This is a genomic window from Streptomyces rubellomurinus, from assembly GCF_000961885.1.
In the GTDB taxonomy this organism is placed as follows: Bacteria; Actinomycetota; Actinomycetes; order Streptomycetales; family Streptomycetaceae; genus Kitasatospora; species Kitasatospora rubellomurina.
In genome coordinates this window covers 111,166-127,824 of the sequence record NZ_JZKH01000010.1, presented here as the reverse complement: position 1 = coordinate 127,824, position 16,659 = coordinate 111,166, and the positions used below count along the sequence as shown (strand labels likewise).

The following is a 16,659-nucleotide window of genomic DNA, read 5'->3' as shown; positions in this document are numbered from 1 at the left end:
GTGTTGGGGCCGGTGTAGGAGAAGTTGGCGCTGGTGGTGTAGCCGGCGCCGGGGTTGATGGTGGGGGCGTAGGCGGGGTTGGTGACGGTGACGCTCTGCCCGGTCTGGGTCCAGGTGCCGTTCCAGCCGTTCTGGAGGGTCTGGTTGCCGGTGTAGGCGTAGCCGAGGGTCCAGCCGTTGATGGGGGTGGTGCCGGTGTCGGTGATGGTGACGTTGGCGGTGAACCCGCTGCCCCAGTCGTTGACGGCGTAACTCACGCCGCAGGAAAGGCTGCTGGCGGTGGGCGCCGCCGAGGCGGTGAGCGGGAGCACCGCCAGGGCGGTGCACGCGGCGGTGGCGGCGGCGAAGGCGGCGGTACGGGCACGGGCGGCTCTGGGCATGCCGAACTCCTCGGGGGTGGGGGCCGGGGCCGCCGGTGCGGCCCCGGCCGGGGGAGGTCAGCTCGCGGTGCAGGTCAGCGTCGGGGCGGTGTTGCCGCCCGCGTAGGTCGCCTGGAAGCCGAAGCTGGTGGTGGCGTTCGGCGCCAGGGCGCCGTTGTACGCCTGGCTGGCGGCCGTCACGGCGGCGCCGCTCTGCGCGGTGGTGGCGTTCCAGCTGTTGGTGATCTGCTGGTTGCCGCCCCAACTCCAGGTGACCGTCCAGGACTTGGTCGGCGTGGTGCCCGTGTTGGCGACGGTGACGCCGGCGGTGAAGCCGCTGCCCCAGTCGTTGCCGACCGCGTAGGTGGCGGAGCAGCCGCTGCTGCCGCCGCCACCGCCGGACGCCGCCGTGGTGGCGGTCACCGCGAGGGAGGCGGGGGAGGTGTTCCCGGCCGCGTCCTGCGCGGTGACGGTGTACTGGTAGGCGGTGGCGGCGGAGAGCCCGGAGTCGGTGTAGCTCGTGCCGGTCGCGGTCGCGACCTTGACCCCGTTGCGGTACACCGAGTACCCGGTCACGGCGGCCGGGCCGGTGGAGGCCGTCCAGCTGAGCGACACGCTGCTGCTGGTGGTGCCGGTGACGGTCACGCCGCTCGGCGCGGTCGGGCCGGTGGTGGTGCCGCCGGAGCCGTCGAACGCGGGGTAGGCGTTCTGGACCAGCTGCCGGAACTGGGCCGGGTACCACTGGCCCGCCGGGACGTTGGCGTCGGACATGGAGTCGGTCGGGTAGGTGTTGCCGTTCCCGTCGCTCTGGGTGCCGTTCGGGTCGCAGTGCGGGTCGCCGTGGGGGTGGGTGGCGGAGGGGTAGTCGCCGTCCGACTCACCCGGCGGCTTGACCCAGAGGAACGCGATGATCGGGCTGCCCGCGCCGTACGGCAGGGACTGCGGACGGGCGCCGATGCCGGCGCCGTTGATGTTGCACCAGTCGCCGCGGAAGGGCTTCTTGTCGACCTTGTTGGCCGCGACGTACGCGTCCACCGTGGTCGGGCTGGAGTTCAGCGCGGTGGGCCGGGTGGGGCCGCCCCAGCCGTTGCGCGAGGTGTCGACCAGCATGCCGATGCTGCTCGGGAACCCGTTGGACACCAGGGTGGCGTACATCGCGGTGTTGTAGTGGTACTCGTCGAACACGGGGTTGTACTGGTAGAAGTTGGCCGACTTGAGCGGCTGCCCGCCGACGGTGAGGTCCGGGTTGGTCAGGAACGGCTCGGTCAGCGGGGTGGTGTTGGCGGTGTCGCTGACGAAGCCGTCGACGCTGGCGAACCCGGAGGTGGTGGCCTGGGCGATCTTGGCGTACTCCTTGCCCGCCGGGACCATGTTGGTGGACCAGCCGAGCCAGCCCGCGTGGCCGATGTCCAGGTAGTTGTAGACGTTGGGGATCGCGTGCAGCTTGTTGAGCGCGTACTCGACGCCCGACTCGTAGAACGGCGCGGCGGTGGCGCAGGCCGGCTTGGACTGGTTGGTGACGGTGTTGGGCAGGGAGTCCGGCTCGATGATGGCCGCGACCCGCAGGCCCGCGTACTTCGGGTTGGCCAGGACGGCCGCGATCGGGTCGATGTACTGCGTCTCGTAGGTGGTCAACCCTGCTGCTGTGGCAGGGAGTTCACCGTTGGAGGCGATGGCGGCGCAGTCCCGGCCGGGCAGGTCGTAGATGACGACCTGGAGGACGACCGGTGTGCTCCCCGCCTGCTGCTGGGCGAGGGCGTGGTCGAGGTGGGCCTGGAGGCCGAGCCGCCCGCCGTCGCCGGCGATCGCGCCGATGTGGTCCATCCAGACGGCGGTCGGGTTGGCGGCGACCTGGGTTTCGAGCGCGCCCAGGGCCCCGCCGTCGGCGGTGGCCTGGGCCTTGACCTCGGCCGCGAAGTCGGGGTTGAGGTAGCCGGTCGCGCCGGCGAAGGGGTTGGTGACGTGGACGGGGGTGGCCGCGTGCGCGGGGGTGGCGGCGCCGATGCTCGGCAGCAGTCCGGTGACGCCGAGCAGCGAGGCGGCCGCTGCCGTGCGTAGCCGGCGCAGGACGGAACGGGACACGTCCGGGTCCTTTCACGGGGGGTGGGAGTCCTGACGGGATCGCCTAATGGGGTGGGAGCGCGCCCAGATCGGGGCGCGGCGATCCCCCCACATCAAGCCAGGGCCGGTGAAACACCGTCAAGAGGCGCGGGAGCGCTCCCACGAGAGGCTGAAACTTACAGGCCGCCGCGCCGGGTGGCGCACGGCCCGGGGTGCCGGGCTCCGCCGCTGGTCGCCGCCGTGGTCCGGCCCCCGGCGGCCCCCGGCAGCTGAGCCCGTCCCCCCGGCCCCGGCCCCGGCCCCGCGCACCCGCGGGGTCGGGGTCCCCGGGCGGCCCTGGGAGCCGCGGATATTTCCGAAACATCGTCGAAACATTCAACCGCGTATTGACGCGTCCCGTACACCCCGAGTTACCTAGCCGCGGGAGCGCGACCCACCGCCGCGCTGCTCCCGCCCCCCGAACCGACGGCCCCACCACCGTCCTCCTTCGCGCGCCAACGCCCGCTGACCACGCGGGTGTTCACCCCCCCACCCCCCACGGAACGACCCCGGAGGTCGACCATGCCCCTTCGCAGGATCCTGACCGGACTGCACCGCGCCTGGACCGCCGCCCTGGTCCTGGCGCTGGTGCTCGCGACCGGCGCGCTGGCCGCGACGAGCCCGGCCGCGGCCGCCGGCACCACGCTCAAGGCGGCCGCGGAAGCGAACGGCCGGTACTTCGGCACCGCGCTGGAGGGCGGCGACCTCGGCGCCCCCGGCGAGACCGCCGTCGCCGCGGCGCAGTTCGACATGCTGACCCCGGCCAACGAGATGAAGTGGGACACCATCGAGCCGTCCCCGGGCGCGTACAACTTCGGGCCGGGCGACCGGATCGTCCAGTTCGCCAAGTCCCACGGCATGCGCGTGCGCGGCCACAACCTGGTGTGGCAGAACCAACTCCCCTCCTGGGCCGCGAACCTGCCGCTCAACCAGGTGCGCTCCGCGATGGAGTCCCACATCACGGCGGAGGCCACCCACTACAAGGGCCAGGTCTACGCCTGGGACGTGATCAACGAGCCCTTCAACGGCGACGGCTCCTACGTCCAGGACGTGTTCTACCGGGCGATGGGCGAGGGCTACTTCGCCGACGCGCTGCGCACCGCGCACGCCGCGGACCCGGGAGCGAAGCTCTACATCAACGACTACAACATCGAGGGCGTGAACGCGAAGAGCGACGCCCTCTACCGCCTGGCCCGGTCGCTGCTCGCCCAGGGCGTGCCGCTCGGCGGCATCGGCCTTGAGAGCCACTTCGTCCTCGGCCAGGTCCCCGCCGACCTGCAGGCCAACATCCAGCGGTTCGCGAACCTGGGCCTGGACGTGGCCGTCACCGAACTGGACGACCGCATCCAGCTCCCCGCCTCCGGCGCCGCGCTCCAGCAGCAGGCCGCCGACTACGCCGCCGTCGTCAAGGCCTGCACGGCCGTGTCCCGCTGCGTGGGCGTGAGCCAGTGGGGCGTGGACGACGCCCACTCCTGGATCCCCGGCACCTTCCCCGGCACCGGCGCCGCCACCATGTACGACGGCAACGACCAGCCCAAGCCGGCCTACTACGCGGCGCTCTCCGCCCTCGGCGGCTCGACCCCCGGCGGCGGTGGCAGCACCACGGGCGCGCTGCGCGCGGTCGGTGCCGGCAAGTGCCTGGACGTGCCGAACGCGTCGACCACGGCGGGCACCCAGGTGCAGATCTACAGCTGCTGGGGCGGCACCAACCAGACCTGGACGCGCACCTCGGCCGGCGAGCTGAGCGTCTACGACGGTGGCAGCCGGATGTGCCTGGACGCCTCCGGGCAGGGCGCGGCCAACGGCACCAAGGTGGTCGTCTGGTCGTGCAACGGCCAGGCCAACCAGCAGTGGCACCTGAACGCGGACGGCACCGTCACCGGGGCCCAGTCCGGTCTGTGCCTGGACGTGTCCGGCACCTCCACCGCCGATGGCGCCCTGGTCCAGCTGTGGACCTGCGGCGGCGGCCGCAACCAGCAGTGGACCCTCGGCTGACACCGACACTGACACTGACACTGACACCGCAGCACGGTGCGGCCGGACGGTACCGGGACTCCCGGACCGCCCGGCCGCACCGCTGTCCGGCCCGGCGACCAGGCGACCGGGCGGCCTGACCCTCAGTCAGGCCGCCGGCTGCGCGCGCGGCGCGGCGGTGCTGCTGCGCACCACCAGGCTGGTGGCCAGGTCCACCCGCAGCGTGCCGGGCCGCACCCCGCGGGCCAGGTCGATCACCAGGCGGGTCGCCGTCTCGGCCATCTCGGTCAGCGGCTGGCGCACGGTGGTCAGCGGCGGGCCGACCCAGCGGGCCAGCGGCAGGTCGTCGAAGCCGACCACGCTGAGGTCCTCCGGGATGCGCAGCCCCAGCTCGCGGGCGGCCTCGTACAGGCCGAGCGCCTGGAGGTCGTTCCCGGCGAAGACGGCGGTCGGCCGCTCCGGCAGGCGCAGCAGTTCCAGGCCGAGCAGGCGCCCGGACTCGTGGTGGAAGTCGCCCTCGCGGACCAGCCGCGGGTCGTACGGGATGCCCGCCATGTCGAGCGCGGCCCGGTAGCCGTCGGCCCGGGCCCGGCTGCACATCATCCGCGCGGGGCCGCCGAGCAGGCCGATCCGGCGGTGGCCGAGGTCGAGCAGGTGCCGGGTCGCGGCGAGGCCGCCGTCCCAGTTGGTGGTGCCCACGGCGGGCACCTCCTGGCCGGGGTCGCCGGCCGGGTCCAGCACCACGAAGGGGATGTCCCGGCGGGCCAGTTGCTCGCGCAGCGAGCGGTCCAGGTCGGACAGCACCAGCACCACGCCGGTGGGGCGGCGGGCGAGCACCCCGTCCACCCAGGACTGGCCGGGGCCGTGCCGTTCGGCGGACTCGGAGAGCACGATGCTCAGGCCCTCGTCGCGGACGGCGTTCTCGACGCCGCGGATCACCTCCACCGCCCAGGCGCTCTCCAGCTCGTGGAAGACCAGTTCCAGCAGCGGGCTCGTCTGACGGTTGCCGCGCCGCCGCCGGTAGCCGTACCGGTGGAGCAGATCCTCCACCCGTTCCCGGGTGGCCGGGGCGACGTCGGCGCGTCCGTTCAGGACTTTCGAAACAGTCGGCGCGGAGACCCCCGCCTCCTGCGCGATCTCGGCCAGCGTGGCCGCTCTGTCCACGGGTTCCTCCTGCACTGCCCCTGCTAGGGCGAACTCCGTCGTGGGTGGCTGTCGGGCACGGCCCGGGGGCGGTCCGTACCGCACGGATGCTAGCCCGCCGGCGGGCCGGAGCCGATCCCGTCCGCACTCTTGACGGGCGGTCAGGTCGGCTCTAGGTTTCCCACAACATTCGGCAACTTGCTCGAAACATTCGAACTGAGGGCAGGATATGCGATCGAGACTCGCTGCGATGACCGTTGTCACCGCACTCGTCCTGGGAACGTCCGCCGCCTGCGGCTCCGGTGACGGCTCCTCCGACGCCGGGGGCGGGACGATCCACGTGCTGGTCTACGGAGACGCCGGGAACAAGGTCGAGAAGCAGATCGTCGACACGTTCAACAAGACCTCCAAGGTCAAGGCGGTGCTCGACACCATCCCCGGAGCGGACTACCAGCAGAAGCTCCAGACCGTCATCAACACCTCGCGGGCCCCGGACGTCTTCTTCAACTGGGGCGGCGGCTCCATCCAGCCGTTCGTCAAGGCGGGCCTGCTGCTGCCGCTGGACGACTTCATCGCCAAGGACCCGGGCCTGAAGGACAACTTCCTCCCCTCGGTCTTCAACTCGGCCGTGGTCGACGGCAAGCCGTACGGAGTGCCGATGCGCGGCACCCAGCCGGTGCTGCTGTTCCACAACAAGAAGGTCCTCGCGGACGCCGGGCTGACGCCGCCGAAGACCTGGGACGAACTCCTCGCCGCCGTCCAGGCGTTGAAGGCCAAGGGCATCACCCCGATCTCACTCGGCGGCGGCGACCAGTGGCCCACCCTGATGTGGTTCGAGTACCTCTACGACCGGATCGCCGGCCCCGGCCTGTTCCAGAAGGCGCTCGGCGGCGACCAGGAGGCGTGGGGGAGCGAGGACAGCCGCAAGGCCCTGGCCGCGATCAGGCAACTCGTCGACGCCGGGGCCTTCGGGAGCAACTTCGACTCCGTCAAGTTCACCGACGGCGGCTCCCCGGCCCTGGTCGCCAAGGGCAGGGCCGCCTTCGAGCTCATGGGCTCCTGGTACTACTCCACCCAGCAGGACGCCAACCCGGACTTCGCCAAGTCGGGTCTCGGCTACACCGGCTTCCCGTCCCTGAGCGGTGGCAAGGGCGACGCGGCCGACGTCGTCGGCAACACCAACAACTTCTACTCCGTGCTCAAGAAGTCCAAGCACCCGGAGGCCGCCGCGGCCTTCCTCAAGCTGATGTACTCCGACGAGTTCGTGAAGGCCCAGCTGTCCATCGGCAACCTGCCGACCACCACCAACACCCCCGACCACCTCGACCTCTCCGCCAGCCCGGCCTACTCCAAGGACCAGTACCAGATGGTCAAGGCCGCCCCCTCGTTCCAGCTCTCCTGGGACCAGGCGTACCCGCCGAGCGCCATGACCCCGATGCACACCGCCGTCCAGCAGTTCTTCAACGGCGCCCTCGACGCCGACGGCTTCATCAAGGCCATGCGGGCCTTGCCGACCTCATGACGCGCCGCACGACGGGCCGCATGACGCGCCGCATGACGCGCCGCATGACGCGCCGTACGACGCGTCGCGTACGGGCCGGCGCGGAGGCGACCCGCCCGGGCGTCGTGTGGGCGCTCCCGGCGGCGGTGTTCTTCCTGATGTTCGCGCTCACACCGCTGCTGCTGGTCGCCGTCCTCTCCTTCGCCAGCTGGGACGGCATCGGCGACCTGCGCTTCAACGGCCTGGACAACTGGACCGCCCTGGCGGACGACCCGGTGATGCTCCAGTCCGTCTGGACGACCCTGCTGCTCACCGCCCTCGGGGTGGTGACCCAGACGCCGATCAGCATCCTGCTCGGCGTCTGGGCCGCCGGGAAGCAGCGCAACCGGGCCGTGCTCTCGGCCGTCTACTTCGTGCCGCTGCTGCTCTCGGCGACCGCCGTCTCGGTGGTGTGGCGCGCCGTCCTCGACCCGAACTTCGGCGTCCCGGCCGAGCTCACCTGGCTGTTCGGCGACGGCAACCTGCTCGGCAGCAAGGCCGGGGCGATCGGGGTGCTGACCTTCGTCGGCGTCTGGCAGTTCACCCCGCTGCACGCGCTGATCTACCAGGGCGGCGCCCGGGCCATCCCCCAGGTGCTCTACCAGGCCGCGGCCGTCGACGGGGCGGGCCGGGTGCGGCAGTTCCTCCACATCACCCTGCCGCAGCTGCGCAACACCATCATCACCTCGGTGATCCTGATGGTCGTCGGCGGACTGACCACCTTCGACACGGTGCTGATCCTCACCCAGGGCGGCCCCGGCACGGACACCACCGTCACCTCCTACTACATGTACCAGAAGGCCTTCAAGAGCTTCGACTTCGGCACCGGGTCGGCCGTCGCGCTGGTCCTCGTGGTGGTCGCCACCCTGATCTCGCTCGCGGTGGTCCGGATCTCCGGCTACGACAAGATGCGCGGCACGACGGAGGGCCTGTGATGCGACGGCGCCCCAACATCCTGGCCGGGTTCGGCTCCCTGGTGTGGCTGGTGCTGGTCGGCCTGCCGCTGTACGTCCTGCTGATCGCCACCTTCCGCACCCGCTCCGACTACTCCACCGAGGGCCCGCTCAGCCTGCCCCGGCAGTGGACCCTGCAGAACTACCTGACCGACCTCTCCTCCGGCTTCGGCCGGGACTTCCTCAACACCCTGACCGTCACCGCCGGCGTGGTCGCCATCGTCCTGCTGGTCGTCCCGCCGCTCTCCTACGCCATCGTGCGCGCCCGCGGCCGGGTGACCGGTTGGGTGTTCCGGCTGTTCCTGCTGGGCCTGGCGATCCCCGCCCAGGCCGTCATCGTGCCGATGTTCTTCGTCATCAGCAAGACCGGCCTGTACGACCACCTGCTCGGCGTCATCCTCCCGACCGCGGCCTTCTGCCTGCCGGTCTGCACCCTGGTGCTGACCGGGTCCATGCGCGACATCAGCCCCGAGCTGTACGAGGCGATGGCGATGGACGGGGCCTCCCCGGCGCGGATGTTCCGCCAGTTGGTGATCCCGCTGTCCAAGGGCGGGCTGTCCTCGATCACGGTCTTCGCCGCCCTCCAGGCCTGGAACGGCTTCCTCTTCCCGCTGATCCTCACCCAGTCCGAATCCACCAAGCTCATCACCCTCGGCCTGTACGACTTCCAGACCGAACACGGCGTGGACGTGCCCGGACTGCTCAGCGCCGTCGTGCTGTCCATGCTCCCCGTCTTCGTCGTCTACCTGTTCGCCCGCCGCGCCCTGGTCCAGGGCCTGACGGGGGTGGGAGGAAAGTGAACGCTCACATGGATCACATGGCTGCTCACACGGCTCCCGAACCCGCGCCCGCGTGGCGCGACACCACACTCACCCCGGAGGCCAGGGCCGACGCCCTGATCGCCGCGATGACCCTGCGGGAGAAGACCGCCCAACTGGTCGGCGTCTGGGTCGGCGCCGACGCCGGAGGCGACGAAGTCGCCCCGCACCAGCACGAGATGGGGCCGGCACCCGACCTGGCCACCCTCCTGCCGTACGGCCTCGGCCAGCTCACCCGACCGTTCGGCACCGCCCCGGTGGACCCGGCGCTCGGCGCGCTCTCGCTCCTGCGCACCCAGCAGAGGATCGCCGCCGCCAACCGCTTCGGCATCCCGGCGCTGGCCCACGAGGAGTGCCTGGCCGGCTTCGCCGCCTGGGGAGCCACCGCCTACCCGGTGCCGCTGTCCTGGGGCGCCGCCTTCAACCCGGAGCTGGTCCGGGCGATGGCCGCCGCCATCGGCCGCGACCTGCGGGCCGTCGGGGTGCACCAGGGCCTGGCCCCGGTGCTCGACGTGGTCCGCGACGCCCGCTGGGGGCGGGTCGAGGAGACCATCGGCGAGGACCCGTACCTGGTCGGCACCATCGCCACCGCCTACGTCCAGGGCCTGGAGTCGGCCGGCGTCGTCGCCACCCTCAAGCACTTCGCCGGGTACTCCGCCTCCCGCGCCGGACGCAACCTCGCCCCCGTCTCGATGGGCCCGCGCGAGCGCGCCGACGTCATCCTGCCGCCCTTCGAGATGACCGTCCGCGAAGGCCGGCCCCGCTCGGTCATGCCCGCCTACACCGACACCGACGGCCTCCCCTCCACCGCCGACCAGGCCCTGCTCACCGGGCTGCTCCGGGACACCTGGGGGTTCACCGGCACGGTCGTCGCCGACTACTTCGCCATCGCGTTCCTCGCCACCCTGCACGGCGTGGCCGAGGACCGCTCCGCCGCCGCCGGGCAGGCACTGGCCGGCGGAGTCGACGTCGAGCTGCCGACCGTCGACGCCTTCGGACAGCCGCTGTTCGACGCGGTCGTCACGGGCGCCGTGCCCGAGCGGCTGATCGACCGGGCGCTGCGCCGCGTCCTCGTCCAGAAGGCCGAACTCGGGCTGCTGGACGCCGACTGGAGCCCCGTACCGGCCGCCCTGGCCGGCGCCGACCTGAGCGATCCGCAGGCGCTGCGCGGTCTCGTCGACCTTGACCGGCCCGCCAACCGGGCACTCGCCACCGACCTCGCCGAGCAGGCCGTGGTGCTCCTGCGCAACGACGGCCTGCTGCCGCTGCGCGACCCCGCCCGGATCGCGCTGATCGGCCCGAACGCCGACGAACCCACCGCCGTCCTCGGCTGCTACTCCTTCCCGGTGCACGTCGGCGGACAGCACCCCGGCACCCCGCTCGGCATCGAACTGCCCACCCTGCGCGAGGCGTTGGCGGCGGAGTTCAAGGGCAGCGAGCTGCGCACGGTGCGCGGCGTGACGGTCGACGGCGAGGACACCGCCGGCATCGCCGAGGCCGTCCGCGCCGCCCGGTGGGCCGATGTGGTGGTGCTCGCCCTCGGTGACCGCGCCGGACTGTTCGGGCGCGGCACCAGCGGCGAGGGCTGCGACGTCGAATCGCTCGAACTGCCCGGCAGGCAGCGGCAGTTGATGGAGGCGGTGGTGGACTCCGGGACGCCTGCGGTGGTCACCCTGCTGGCCGGGCGGCCGTACGCGCTCGGGCGCGCCGTCACCGGGGCGGCCGGGATCGTCCAGTGCTTCTTCCCGGGCGAGGCCGGGACGCGGGCGCTGGCCGGCGTGCTCAGCGGGCGGGTCAACCCGTCCGGGCGGCTGCCCGTCTCCGTCCCCGCCCACCCGGGGATCCAGCCCTCCACCTACCTGGCCGCCCGCCTGGCCCAGGCCGGCGAGGTCTCCAGCACCGACCCGACGCCCGCCTTCGGCTTCGGACACGGGCTCGGCTACAGCGAGTTCGCCTGGTCCGACCTGGAGGTGCGGGAGGCCGAGACCGGAACCGACGGCGCGTTCCGGCTCGCCTTCCGGCTCCGCAACACCGGCACCCGGGCGGGCACCGAGGTCGTGCAGCTCTACCTGCACGACCCGGTGGCCGGCGTCGTCCAGCCGGTGCAGCGTCTGGTCGGCTACCGCCGGATCCCGCTGGAGGCCGGAGCGGCCTGCCGGGTGGAGCTGACCCTCCCCGCCGACCTGGCCGGCTTCACCGGCCGGGACGGCGGGCGGGTCGTCGAGCCCGGAGCACTGGAACTGCGGATCTCCGCCTCCAGCACCGACCCCCGCCTCACCGTGCCGCTGCGTCTGACCGGCCCGGCCCGGGCGCTCGACCACACCCGCCGGCTGCACCCGACCGTCACCGTCCACAGCCTCCCGCCGGCCGCCGTCCCCTGACCGGGCCCGCGGCCGGTCGGTCACCGGCTGCGGTCCAGGCCCATGAAGTGGACGGCGTAGGCGGCCATCGGCGTGCCCTGGACCGGCAGTTGGTGACCGGCCCCCGCGATGCTGTAGGTCTCGACCTGCGTGGTGCCGGAGCGGTCGGTGTACCGGGTCCGGTTCCAGTCGGCGGCCGGGGTGTCACTCGTCGGCGGGGTCCGGTCCACGCCCAGGACGTTGCTCCACTGCTTGGCCTCCTCGCCGAGGTCGCGGTGGTTCAGGATGGGGTCGGCGGTGCCGTGCCACAGCTGGACGCGCGGGCGCGGCCCGGTGTAGCCGGGGTAGGCGCGGCGCACCAGGTCGCCCCACTGCTGCCCGGACAGCGAGACCTGGCCGCCGGCACAGGGGCCGTTCCAGCCGCGCACGGTGCCCGTGTAGAAGCAGTGGTACGGCACGCCCATGAACGCCGCGCCCGCCTTGAACACGTCCGGGTAGTCCGCGAGCATGACGTTCGTCATCATCCCGCCCGAGGACTCGCCGGTGACGTACACGGCGTCGGGGTTGCCGCCGTAGTGCCGCTCGACGTACGTGATCATCGACATCAGTCCGACCGGGTCGCTGCCGCCGCCCCGGGTCAGCGCCTGGTCGGAGGAGACGTCCCAGCAGCTGCCCCCGGGGTTGGTCGAGGGGTAGATGACGACGAACCCGTACCGGTCGGCCAGCCCCGCGAAGTCGGTGCTGGAGTACAGGTACGGGCCGGAGCCCTGGCAGCCGTGCAGCGCCAGCAGGATCGCCGGGTGCGCCTTGGCGCCGTTCGGCACGTACAGGTGCATCTGCAGGCCGGTCGGGTTGTTGCCGAAGTCCGCGATCCGGGTCAGCGAGGCGGCACCGGCCGGGGGCGCGGCCGACAGGCTCACGCCGCACGCGGCGGCGAGGGCCAGGAGCACGGCGATCAGGCGGGACTTCAGGTACCGGGAACGCGGCATGGAACCTGCTCTCTCGTCTCGAACGGGTTTCGGGCTGATGACGCTGCATCAGTGACCGCGGGCCGTCAAGGAGTGGCCGGCCGGCCTTCCCGGCCGCCCCGGGACACGGCCGGTGGGAGCGATTCCGCCGGTGAAAGTTTCACGGCGGCGCGGACGGCGCGGGCCGCGCTGGCCGCGCGCTCCGGCGGGCGGGCCCTGCCGGGCGCTGCGCCCCGAAGGCGCGCGCCCTCCGTCCGAGTGAGTGAAATTCCGCCCGCTCTTGACGGCGGGTCATCGTGCGGTGACGTACGGCCGAATTCCTGCGGCATTTTGTATCGCGTTGGGTTTTCCGCCCGGGGAATTGAATGGTGATACAAGTGCGAAAGAATGACGGGGGCGTGGAATTGCACCCCGACCGACCGAGTGACCCACCGAGCGACCTATCGAGCCCCGGACCGGGCGCCGGACCGGGCGCCCGCCCGCGCCCACGGCTGCGCCCGGCACTCGCCGGAGCGGCCGCCCTGGCCCTGTGCGCGGCCGTGCCCGGCCTGGTCGCGACCCGCGCCGCCGCCGGCACCGGCGACGGCGCGGTCACCGTCCGGGTGGTCCGTGCGGTGGACACCGGCGGGGTCTACGACCCGGTGCTGGAGCCGGGCATGGCCGGCGTCACGGTCGACCTGACCGACGACGCCGGGACCACCCTCACCGGCCGGACCGCCGCAGACGGCACCGTGACGCTGGACCCGAACGGGAGCGCGCTCAAGGGCGGCAGCTACCGGGTCCAGGTGGTCAACCCCCGGCCCGGCCTGCTGTTCCCCGCCTTCGCCTCCCGGCAGGGCCTGAGTGGCGATCCGAGCCGGCTCAGCAGCAACGAGGAATTCGTCGACCTGTCCGGCGGGAAGAACGTCTCGTTCACCACGGGGCTGTGGAACCCCGGCGACTACTGCCAGCGCAACGCCCCGCTGGCCACCGCCTGCATCCATCCCCCGGAAGCCGGGGCGGGCGCCCGCACCCTGGTGGAGTTCCCGTACAGCGCGCGCGGGGTCGACGACCGGACCACCGACCGGGCCACCGCCGCCCAGACCGGCGCGCTGTACGGCATCGGGTGGAGCAAGCAGAAGAAGTGGATCTTCTCCGGCGCCACCGCCCACCGCGGCGCCGACTACGGCCCCGGCGGCCCGGGCGCGATCTACCTGACCGACCGCACCACCGGCGCCACCACGCTGTTCACCACCGTCCCGAACGCGGGCACCACCCGGCACGACTTCGCCACCGCGGGCGACGTGAACTTCATGGGCACCGTCGCGAAGGAGTCGCTCGGCGACGTCGAGGTCAGCGAGGACGGCCGGGCCCTGTACGTCGTCAACCTGGTGGACCGCAAGCTGTACCGCTACGACGCCACCCGGCCGACCGCCGCCGCCCCCGAGGCGAGCTACGCCGTCCCGGACCCGGGCTGCCCGGCGGCCGGCGACTGGCGTCCGTACGGCCTCGGGGTCCAGGACGGCACGGTGTACGTCGGCGGCGTCTGCTCGGGCGAGAGCACCGGCGACCGGGCCGACCTTCGGGCCGTCGTCCAGACCTTCGCCCCGGCCGCCGGGGCCTTCACCGGCACCGTGCTGGACCAGAAGCTGGACTTCCCCCGGCCGCCCACGTACACGCTGACCGCCTGCCCGGGCGCCGGCTGGTACACCTGGTCCGACGTGTGGCGCGAGACCCAGGACGGCCACACCTGCTCCGGGTACCTCAACGGCTACCCGCAGCCGATCCTCGGCGACATCGTGATCGACACCGACGGCAGCATGATCCTCGGCTTCCGGGACCGGTTCGCCGACCAGATGGGCGTGAACGCCCGGAACTCGGCCACGGACCCCAGGATCTCCTCGGTGGCCTCCGGCGGCGACCTCGACCGGGCGTGCCCGGGCCCCGGCGGGACCTTCGTGCTGGACGCCAACGGCGGCTGCGGACTGACCGGGCGCGGCAACAAGTTCTACGACACCCAGCGGACCGTCTTTCACTACAACGCGGCCTTCGCCGGCATCGCCCTGTCCAAGGTCGAGTCCACCATCGCGTCCTCCGCGATGGACCCGCTCGCCACGGTCTACACCGGCGGCACCGGCTTCTTCCCCCGCACCGGCGCCCACAGCGACGGCGTCGGCAACCAGCTGACCACCTCCTTCGGCAAGGCCGGCTCGATGGCCGACCTGGAAGTCCTGTGCGACCAGGCGCCGCTGCAGATCGGCAACCGGCTCTGGTACGACGTCGACCGCGACGGCCTCCAGGACCCGGGCGAGGCGCCCGTCCCGGACGCCACCGTCCACCTGTACGACGCCGACGGCCAGCGGATCGCGACGACGAGGACGACCGCGCGCGGCGAGTACTACTTCGACGACACCAACGTGCCCGGCGGCCTGAAGCCGCGTACCGCGTACACCGTCCGGGTCGACGACCCGGCCGACTACGCGAGCGGCGGACCGCTGTACCGCTGGGTGCCGACCGTCGCCCGGGCGGGCGACAACCGGTTCGTCGACAGCAAGGGCGTCGTCCCGCCCGGAGGCCGGTACCCCGAGTACGCGCTCACCACCGGCGGACCGGGCGAGAACGACCACACCGTCGACTTCGGCTTCCACCAGGCCGAGGGCGCCGTCAGCGTGCTGAAGACGGATCCGGACGGCAGGCCGCTGGCCGGGGCCGTGTTCCAGCTGTGGCAGGGGGACCCGGCGGGCGGCGGCACGAAGGTCGGCGGGCCGTGCACCACCGGCGCCGACGGCCGCTGCTCGGCGACCGTACCGCCGGGCACGTACTACTGGGAGGAGACCGCCGCCCCGGCCGGGTACCAGCTGCCCGGGCCGGCCGTGTCCGGGCCGCTCGCGCTGACCGAGGCGGCCACGGACGCCGGGCTGACCGTCACCGCCGTGGACCAGCCCGCCCGGGGCCAGGTCTCGGTGCTGAAGACCGACCCGCAGGGCAGGCCGCTGCCCGGCGCCGAGTTCCAGCTGTGGAACGGCGATCCGGCGGGCGGCGGCACGAAGTCGGGCGGCCCGTGCACCACGGGCGATGACGGCCGGTGCGCGGCGGCGGTGCCGCTCGGCACCTACTACTGGCAGGAGACCCGGGCGCCCCGGGGCTACCAGCTCCCCGATCCGGCGGTCCTCGGCCCGCTGGTGCTCACCGCCGACAACTGGCGGCAGGGCGTCGGCACCACCGCCGTCGACCGGCCGCTTCCCGGCGCCCTGCGCGTCGTCAAGCAGGACCGCAGGAGCCACCAGCGGCTGCCCGGCGCCGTGTTCGAGCTCTGGCACCGCGCCGGCGGCGCTGACGGAGGGGACGCGCGGATCGGCCCGCCCTGCACCACCGGGGCGGACGGCGTCTGCGACTTCGGCGCCCAGCGGCCCGGCCGGTACCTGGTCAAGGAGACCGAGGCTCCGAAGGGCTACCGGCTGCCCGGCGACCCCGTCACCGAGGCGGAGATCCGGATCGGCGAGGCCGGCGAGGTCGTGCTGACCGTCGACAACGACCGGCTGCCCGAACTGCCCCCGACCGGCAGCGAGGCACTCCTGCTCGCCGGCGCGGGCGGCGCGCTGGTGCTGCTCGGCGGAGTCGTCCTGTACGCCGCCGTCCGGCGCCGCCACGGCGCCTGAGCGGCAGGCCTCGCGGGAGGTCCCACGGAGGGCGGGCGGTCGGCGGCGAGCCGGCCGCCCGCCCTCCCTCGTCCTGGGACGCTCGACCGAGGCTCGACGGCTCGACCGCACGCCTTTGATTCGCCGGATATTCGACACCGATTCGATGAATTCCTCGGAATTCTCCGCGCGCAGATTTCTTCACTGACACGCCATCAGGAAACCCGAATCATTTGGTGAATGTTCGAGTCGAAGCGCTTCGACACCGCCGCGTGACGCTCCCGATCGGATGGACACCATGCTGACGCCGGGCGCTGATCGTCGGTCACCGGTGGTGGTGCGGCGGGGGAGGAGGGAGGGTCTCGGCGCCCGGTGCCGGCTCCGGCCAGACCAACAGGACGGGGCAGGGGGCGTGGTCGACGACGAAACGGGTGGCGGGGCCGAGGCTGTGCGGCCCGAGGCGGGTGCGGTCGCCGTCGCGGGCGAGGACGAGCAGCTCGGCCCCCGCCGCCGCCGCGACGACCTCGCGTTCGGTGCGGCCGGTGCGCTCCAGGCGGGCGCAGGGCCGTTGGAGGCGGTCGGCGGCGGCGGCGAGGAGGTGCCGGGCCGAGGCGGTGGCGAGGTGCTCCACCCGGTTGCCGGGGTCGCGCTCGCGGTGGCCGCGCCCGAGCAGGCCGGCGAAGGCGCCGTGCGCGACGCCGGGGACGTCCTGGTCGCTGACGTGGAGCAGGACGATCTCCGCGTCCTGCGGCGCGTGGACGCGCGCGGCGTCGACACAGGCGGGCCAGGTGCCCTCGGCGATCCAGACGACGACGGTCACGGGCGTC

The 16,659-nt window shown here is 72.9% G+C and carries 11 protein-coding genes; 6 read left to right on the top strand and 5 right to left on the bottom strand.

Annotation, left to right across the window (positions count from 1 at the left end; translation table 11 throughout):
• Together VM95_RS07830 and VM95_RS45100 are read right to left on the bottom strand one after the other, a co-directional pair.
• A partial coding sequence (locus VM95_RS07830) for a cellulose binding domain-containing protein (protein WP_045693310.1) occupies window positions 1–380 on the bottom strand: 380 nt, incomplete at its 3' end.
• Between the two features lie 57 nt (window positions 381–437).
• The gene (locus VM95_RS45100; RefSeq protein WP_078859683.1) at window positions 438–2,441 is read right to left on the bottom strand and encodes a glycoside hydrolase family 6 protein; all 2,004 of its coding nucleotides are present in this window, start codon (window positions 2,439–2,441) and stop codon (window positions 438–440) included.
• A 540-nt stretch (window positions 2,442–2,981) separates the two neighbouring features.
• Between VM95_RS45100 and VM95_RS07820 the strand changes: the two genes are divergently transcribed.
• Entirely contained in the window at window positions 2,982–4,454 is a 1,473-nt protein-coding gene (locus tag VM95_RS07820; protein WP_045693308.1) for an endo-1,4-beta-xylanase, read from the top strand.
• Window positions 4,455–4,580: 126 nt separating this feature from the next.
• On the opposite strand, the gene VM95_RS07815 is transcribed toward VM95_RS07820, so the two are convergent.
• A complete protein-coding gene (locus VM95_RS07815) occupies window positions 4,581–5,597 on the bottom strand; it encodes a LacI family DNA-binding transcriptional regulator (RefSeq protein ID WP_341845993.1) in 1,017 nt (338 codons plus the stop codon).
• Between the two features lie 229 nt (window positions 5,598–5,826).
• Between VM95_RS07815 and VM95_RS07810 the strand changes: the two genes are divergently transcribed.
• From VM95_RS07810 to VM95_RS07795, 4 genes are read left to right on the top strand one after another with little or no spacing between them, the layout of a single operon-like run.
• Window positions 5,827–7,098: an ABC transporter substrate-binding protein gene (locus VM95_RS07810; RefSeq protein WP_244178671.1), complete on the top strand. Its 1,272-nt coding sequence runs from the start codon at window positions 5,827–5,829 to the stop codon at window positions 7,096–7,098.
• 32 nt (window positions 7,099–7,130) lie between these two features.
• Window positions 7,131–8,051, top strand: a complete 921-nt coding sequence (locus VM95_RS07805; RefSeq protein WP_425265289.1) for a carbohydrate ABC transporter permease — start codon at window positions 7,131–7,133, stop codon at window positions 8,049–8,051.
• A complete protein-coding gene (locus tag VM95_RS07800; RefSeq protein ID WP_045693303.1) occupies window positions 8,051–8,869 on the top strand; it encodes a carbohydrate ABC transporter permease in 819 nt (272 codons plus the stop codon). Before VM95_RS07805 ends, VM95_RS07800 begins: the two co-directional genes overlap by 1 nt.
• A 17-nt stretch (window positions 8,870–8,886) precedes the next feature.
• Window positions 8,887–11,268 carry a beta-xylosidase/alpha-l-arabinosidase gene (locus VM95_RS07795; protein WP_244178670.1) on the top strand — a complete coding sequence of 794 codons (2,382 nt, stop codon included), beginning with the start codon at window positions 8,887–8,889 and terminating at the stop codon, window positions 11,266–11,268.
• 20 nt (window positions 11,269–11,288) lie between these two features.
• On the opposite strand, the gene VM95_RS07790 is transcribed toward VM95_RS07795, so the two are convergent.
• Window positions 11,289–12,236 carry an extracellular catalytic domain type 1 short-chain-length polyhydroxyalkanoate depolymerase gene (locus tag VM95_RS07790; RefSeq protein ID WP_078859682.1) on the bottom strand — a complete coding sequence of 316 codons (948 nt, stop codon included), beginning with the start codon at window positions 12,234–12,236 and terminating at the stop codon, window positions 11,289–11,291.
• A gap of 377 nt (window positions 12,237–12,613) precedes the next feature.
• On the opposite strand from VM95_RS07790, the gene VM95_RS07785 reads away from it, so the two are divergent.
• Window positions 12,614–15,853: a SpaA isopeptide-forming pilin-related protein gene (locus VM95_RS07785; RefSeq protein WP_244178669.1), complete on the top strand. Its 3,240-nt coding sequence runs from the start codon at window positions 12,614–12,616 to the stop codon at window positions 15,851–15,853.
• Between the two features lie 304 nt (window positions 15,854–16,157).
• On the opposite strand, the gene VM95_RS07780 is transcribed toward VM95_RS07785, so the two are convergent.
• Window positions 16,158–16,652 (bottom strand): universal stress protein, encoded by a 495-nt coding sequence (locus VM95_RS07780; protein WP_045693301.1) that lies wholly within the window; start codon window positions 16,650–16,652, stop codon window positions 16,158–16,160.
• Between the last annotated feature and the right edge of the window lie 7 nt (window positions 16,653–16,659).

Excerpts from the sequence above, each read along its gene's own strand:
- VM95_RS07820 (WP_045693308.1), top strand. The coding sequence starts at position 2,982 with ATGCCCCTTCGCAGGATCCTGACCGGACTGCACCGCGCCTGGACCGCC.
- VM95_RS07800 (WP_045693303.1), top strand. The coding sequence starts at position 8,051 with ATGCGACGGCGCCCCAACATCCTGGCCGGGTTCGGCTCCCTGGTGTGG.
- VM95_RS07790 (WP_078859682.1), bottom strand. The coding sequence starts at position 12,236 with ATGCCGCGTTCCCGGTACCTGAAGTCCCGCCTGATCGCCGTGCTCCTG.
- VM95_RS07805 (WP_425265289.1), top strand. The coding sequence starts at position 7,131 with ATGACGCGCCGCATGACGCGCCGTACGACGCGTCGCGTACGGGCCGGC.
- VM95_RS07810 (WP_244178671.1), top strand. The coding sequence starts at position 5,827 with ATGACCGTTGTCACCGCACTCGTCCTGGGAACGTCCGCCGCCTGCGGC.
- VM95_RS07795 (WP_244178670.1), top strand. The coding sequence starts at position 8,887 with ATGGCTGCTCACACGGCTCCCGAACCCGCGCCCGCGTGGCGCGACACC.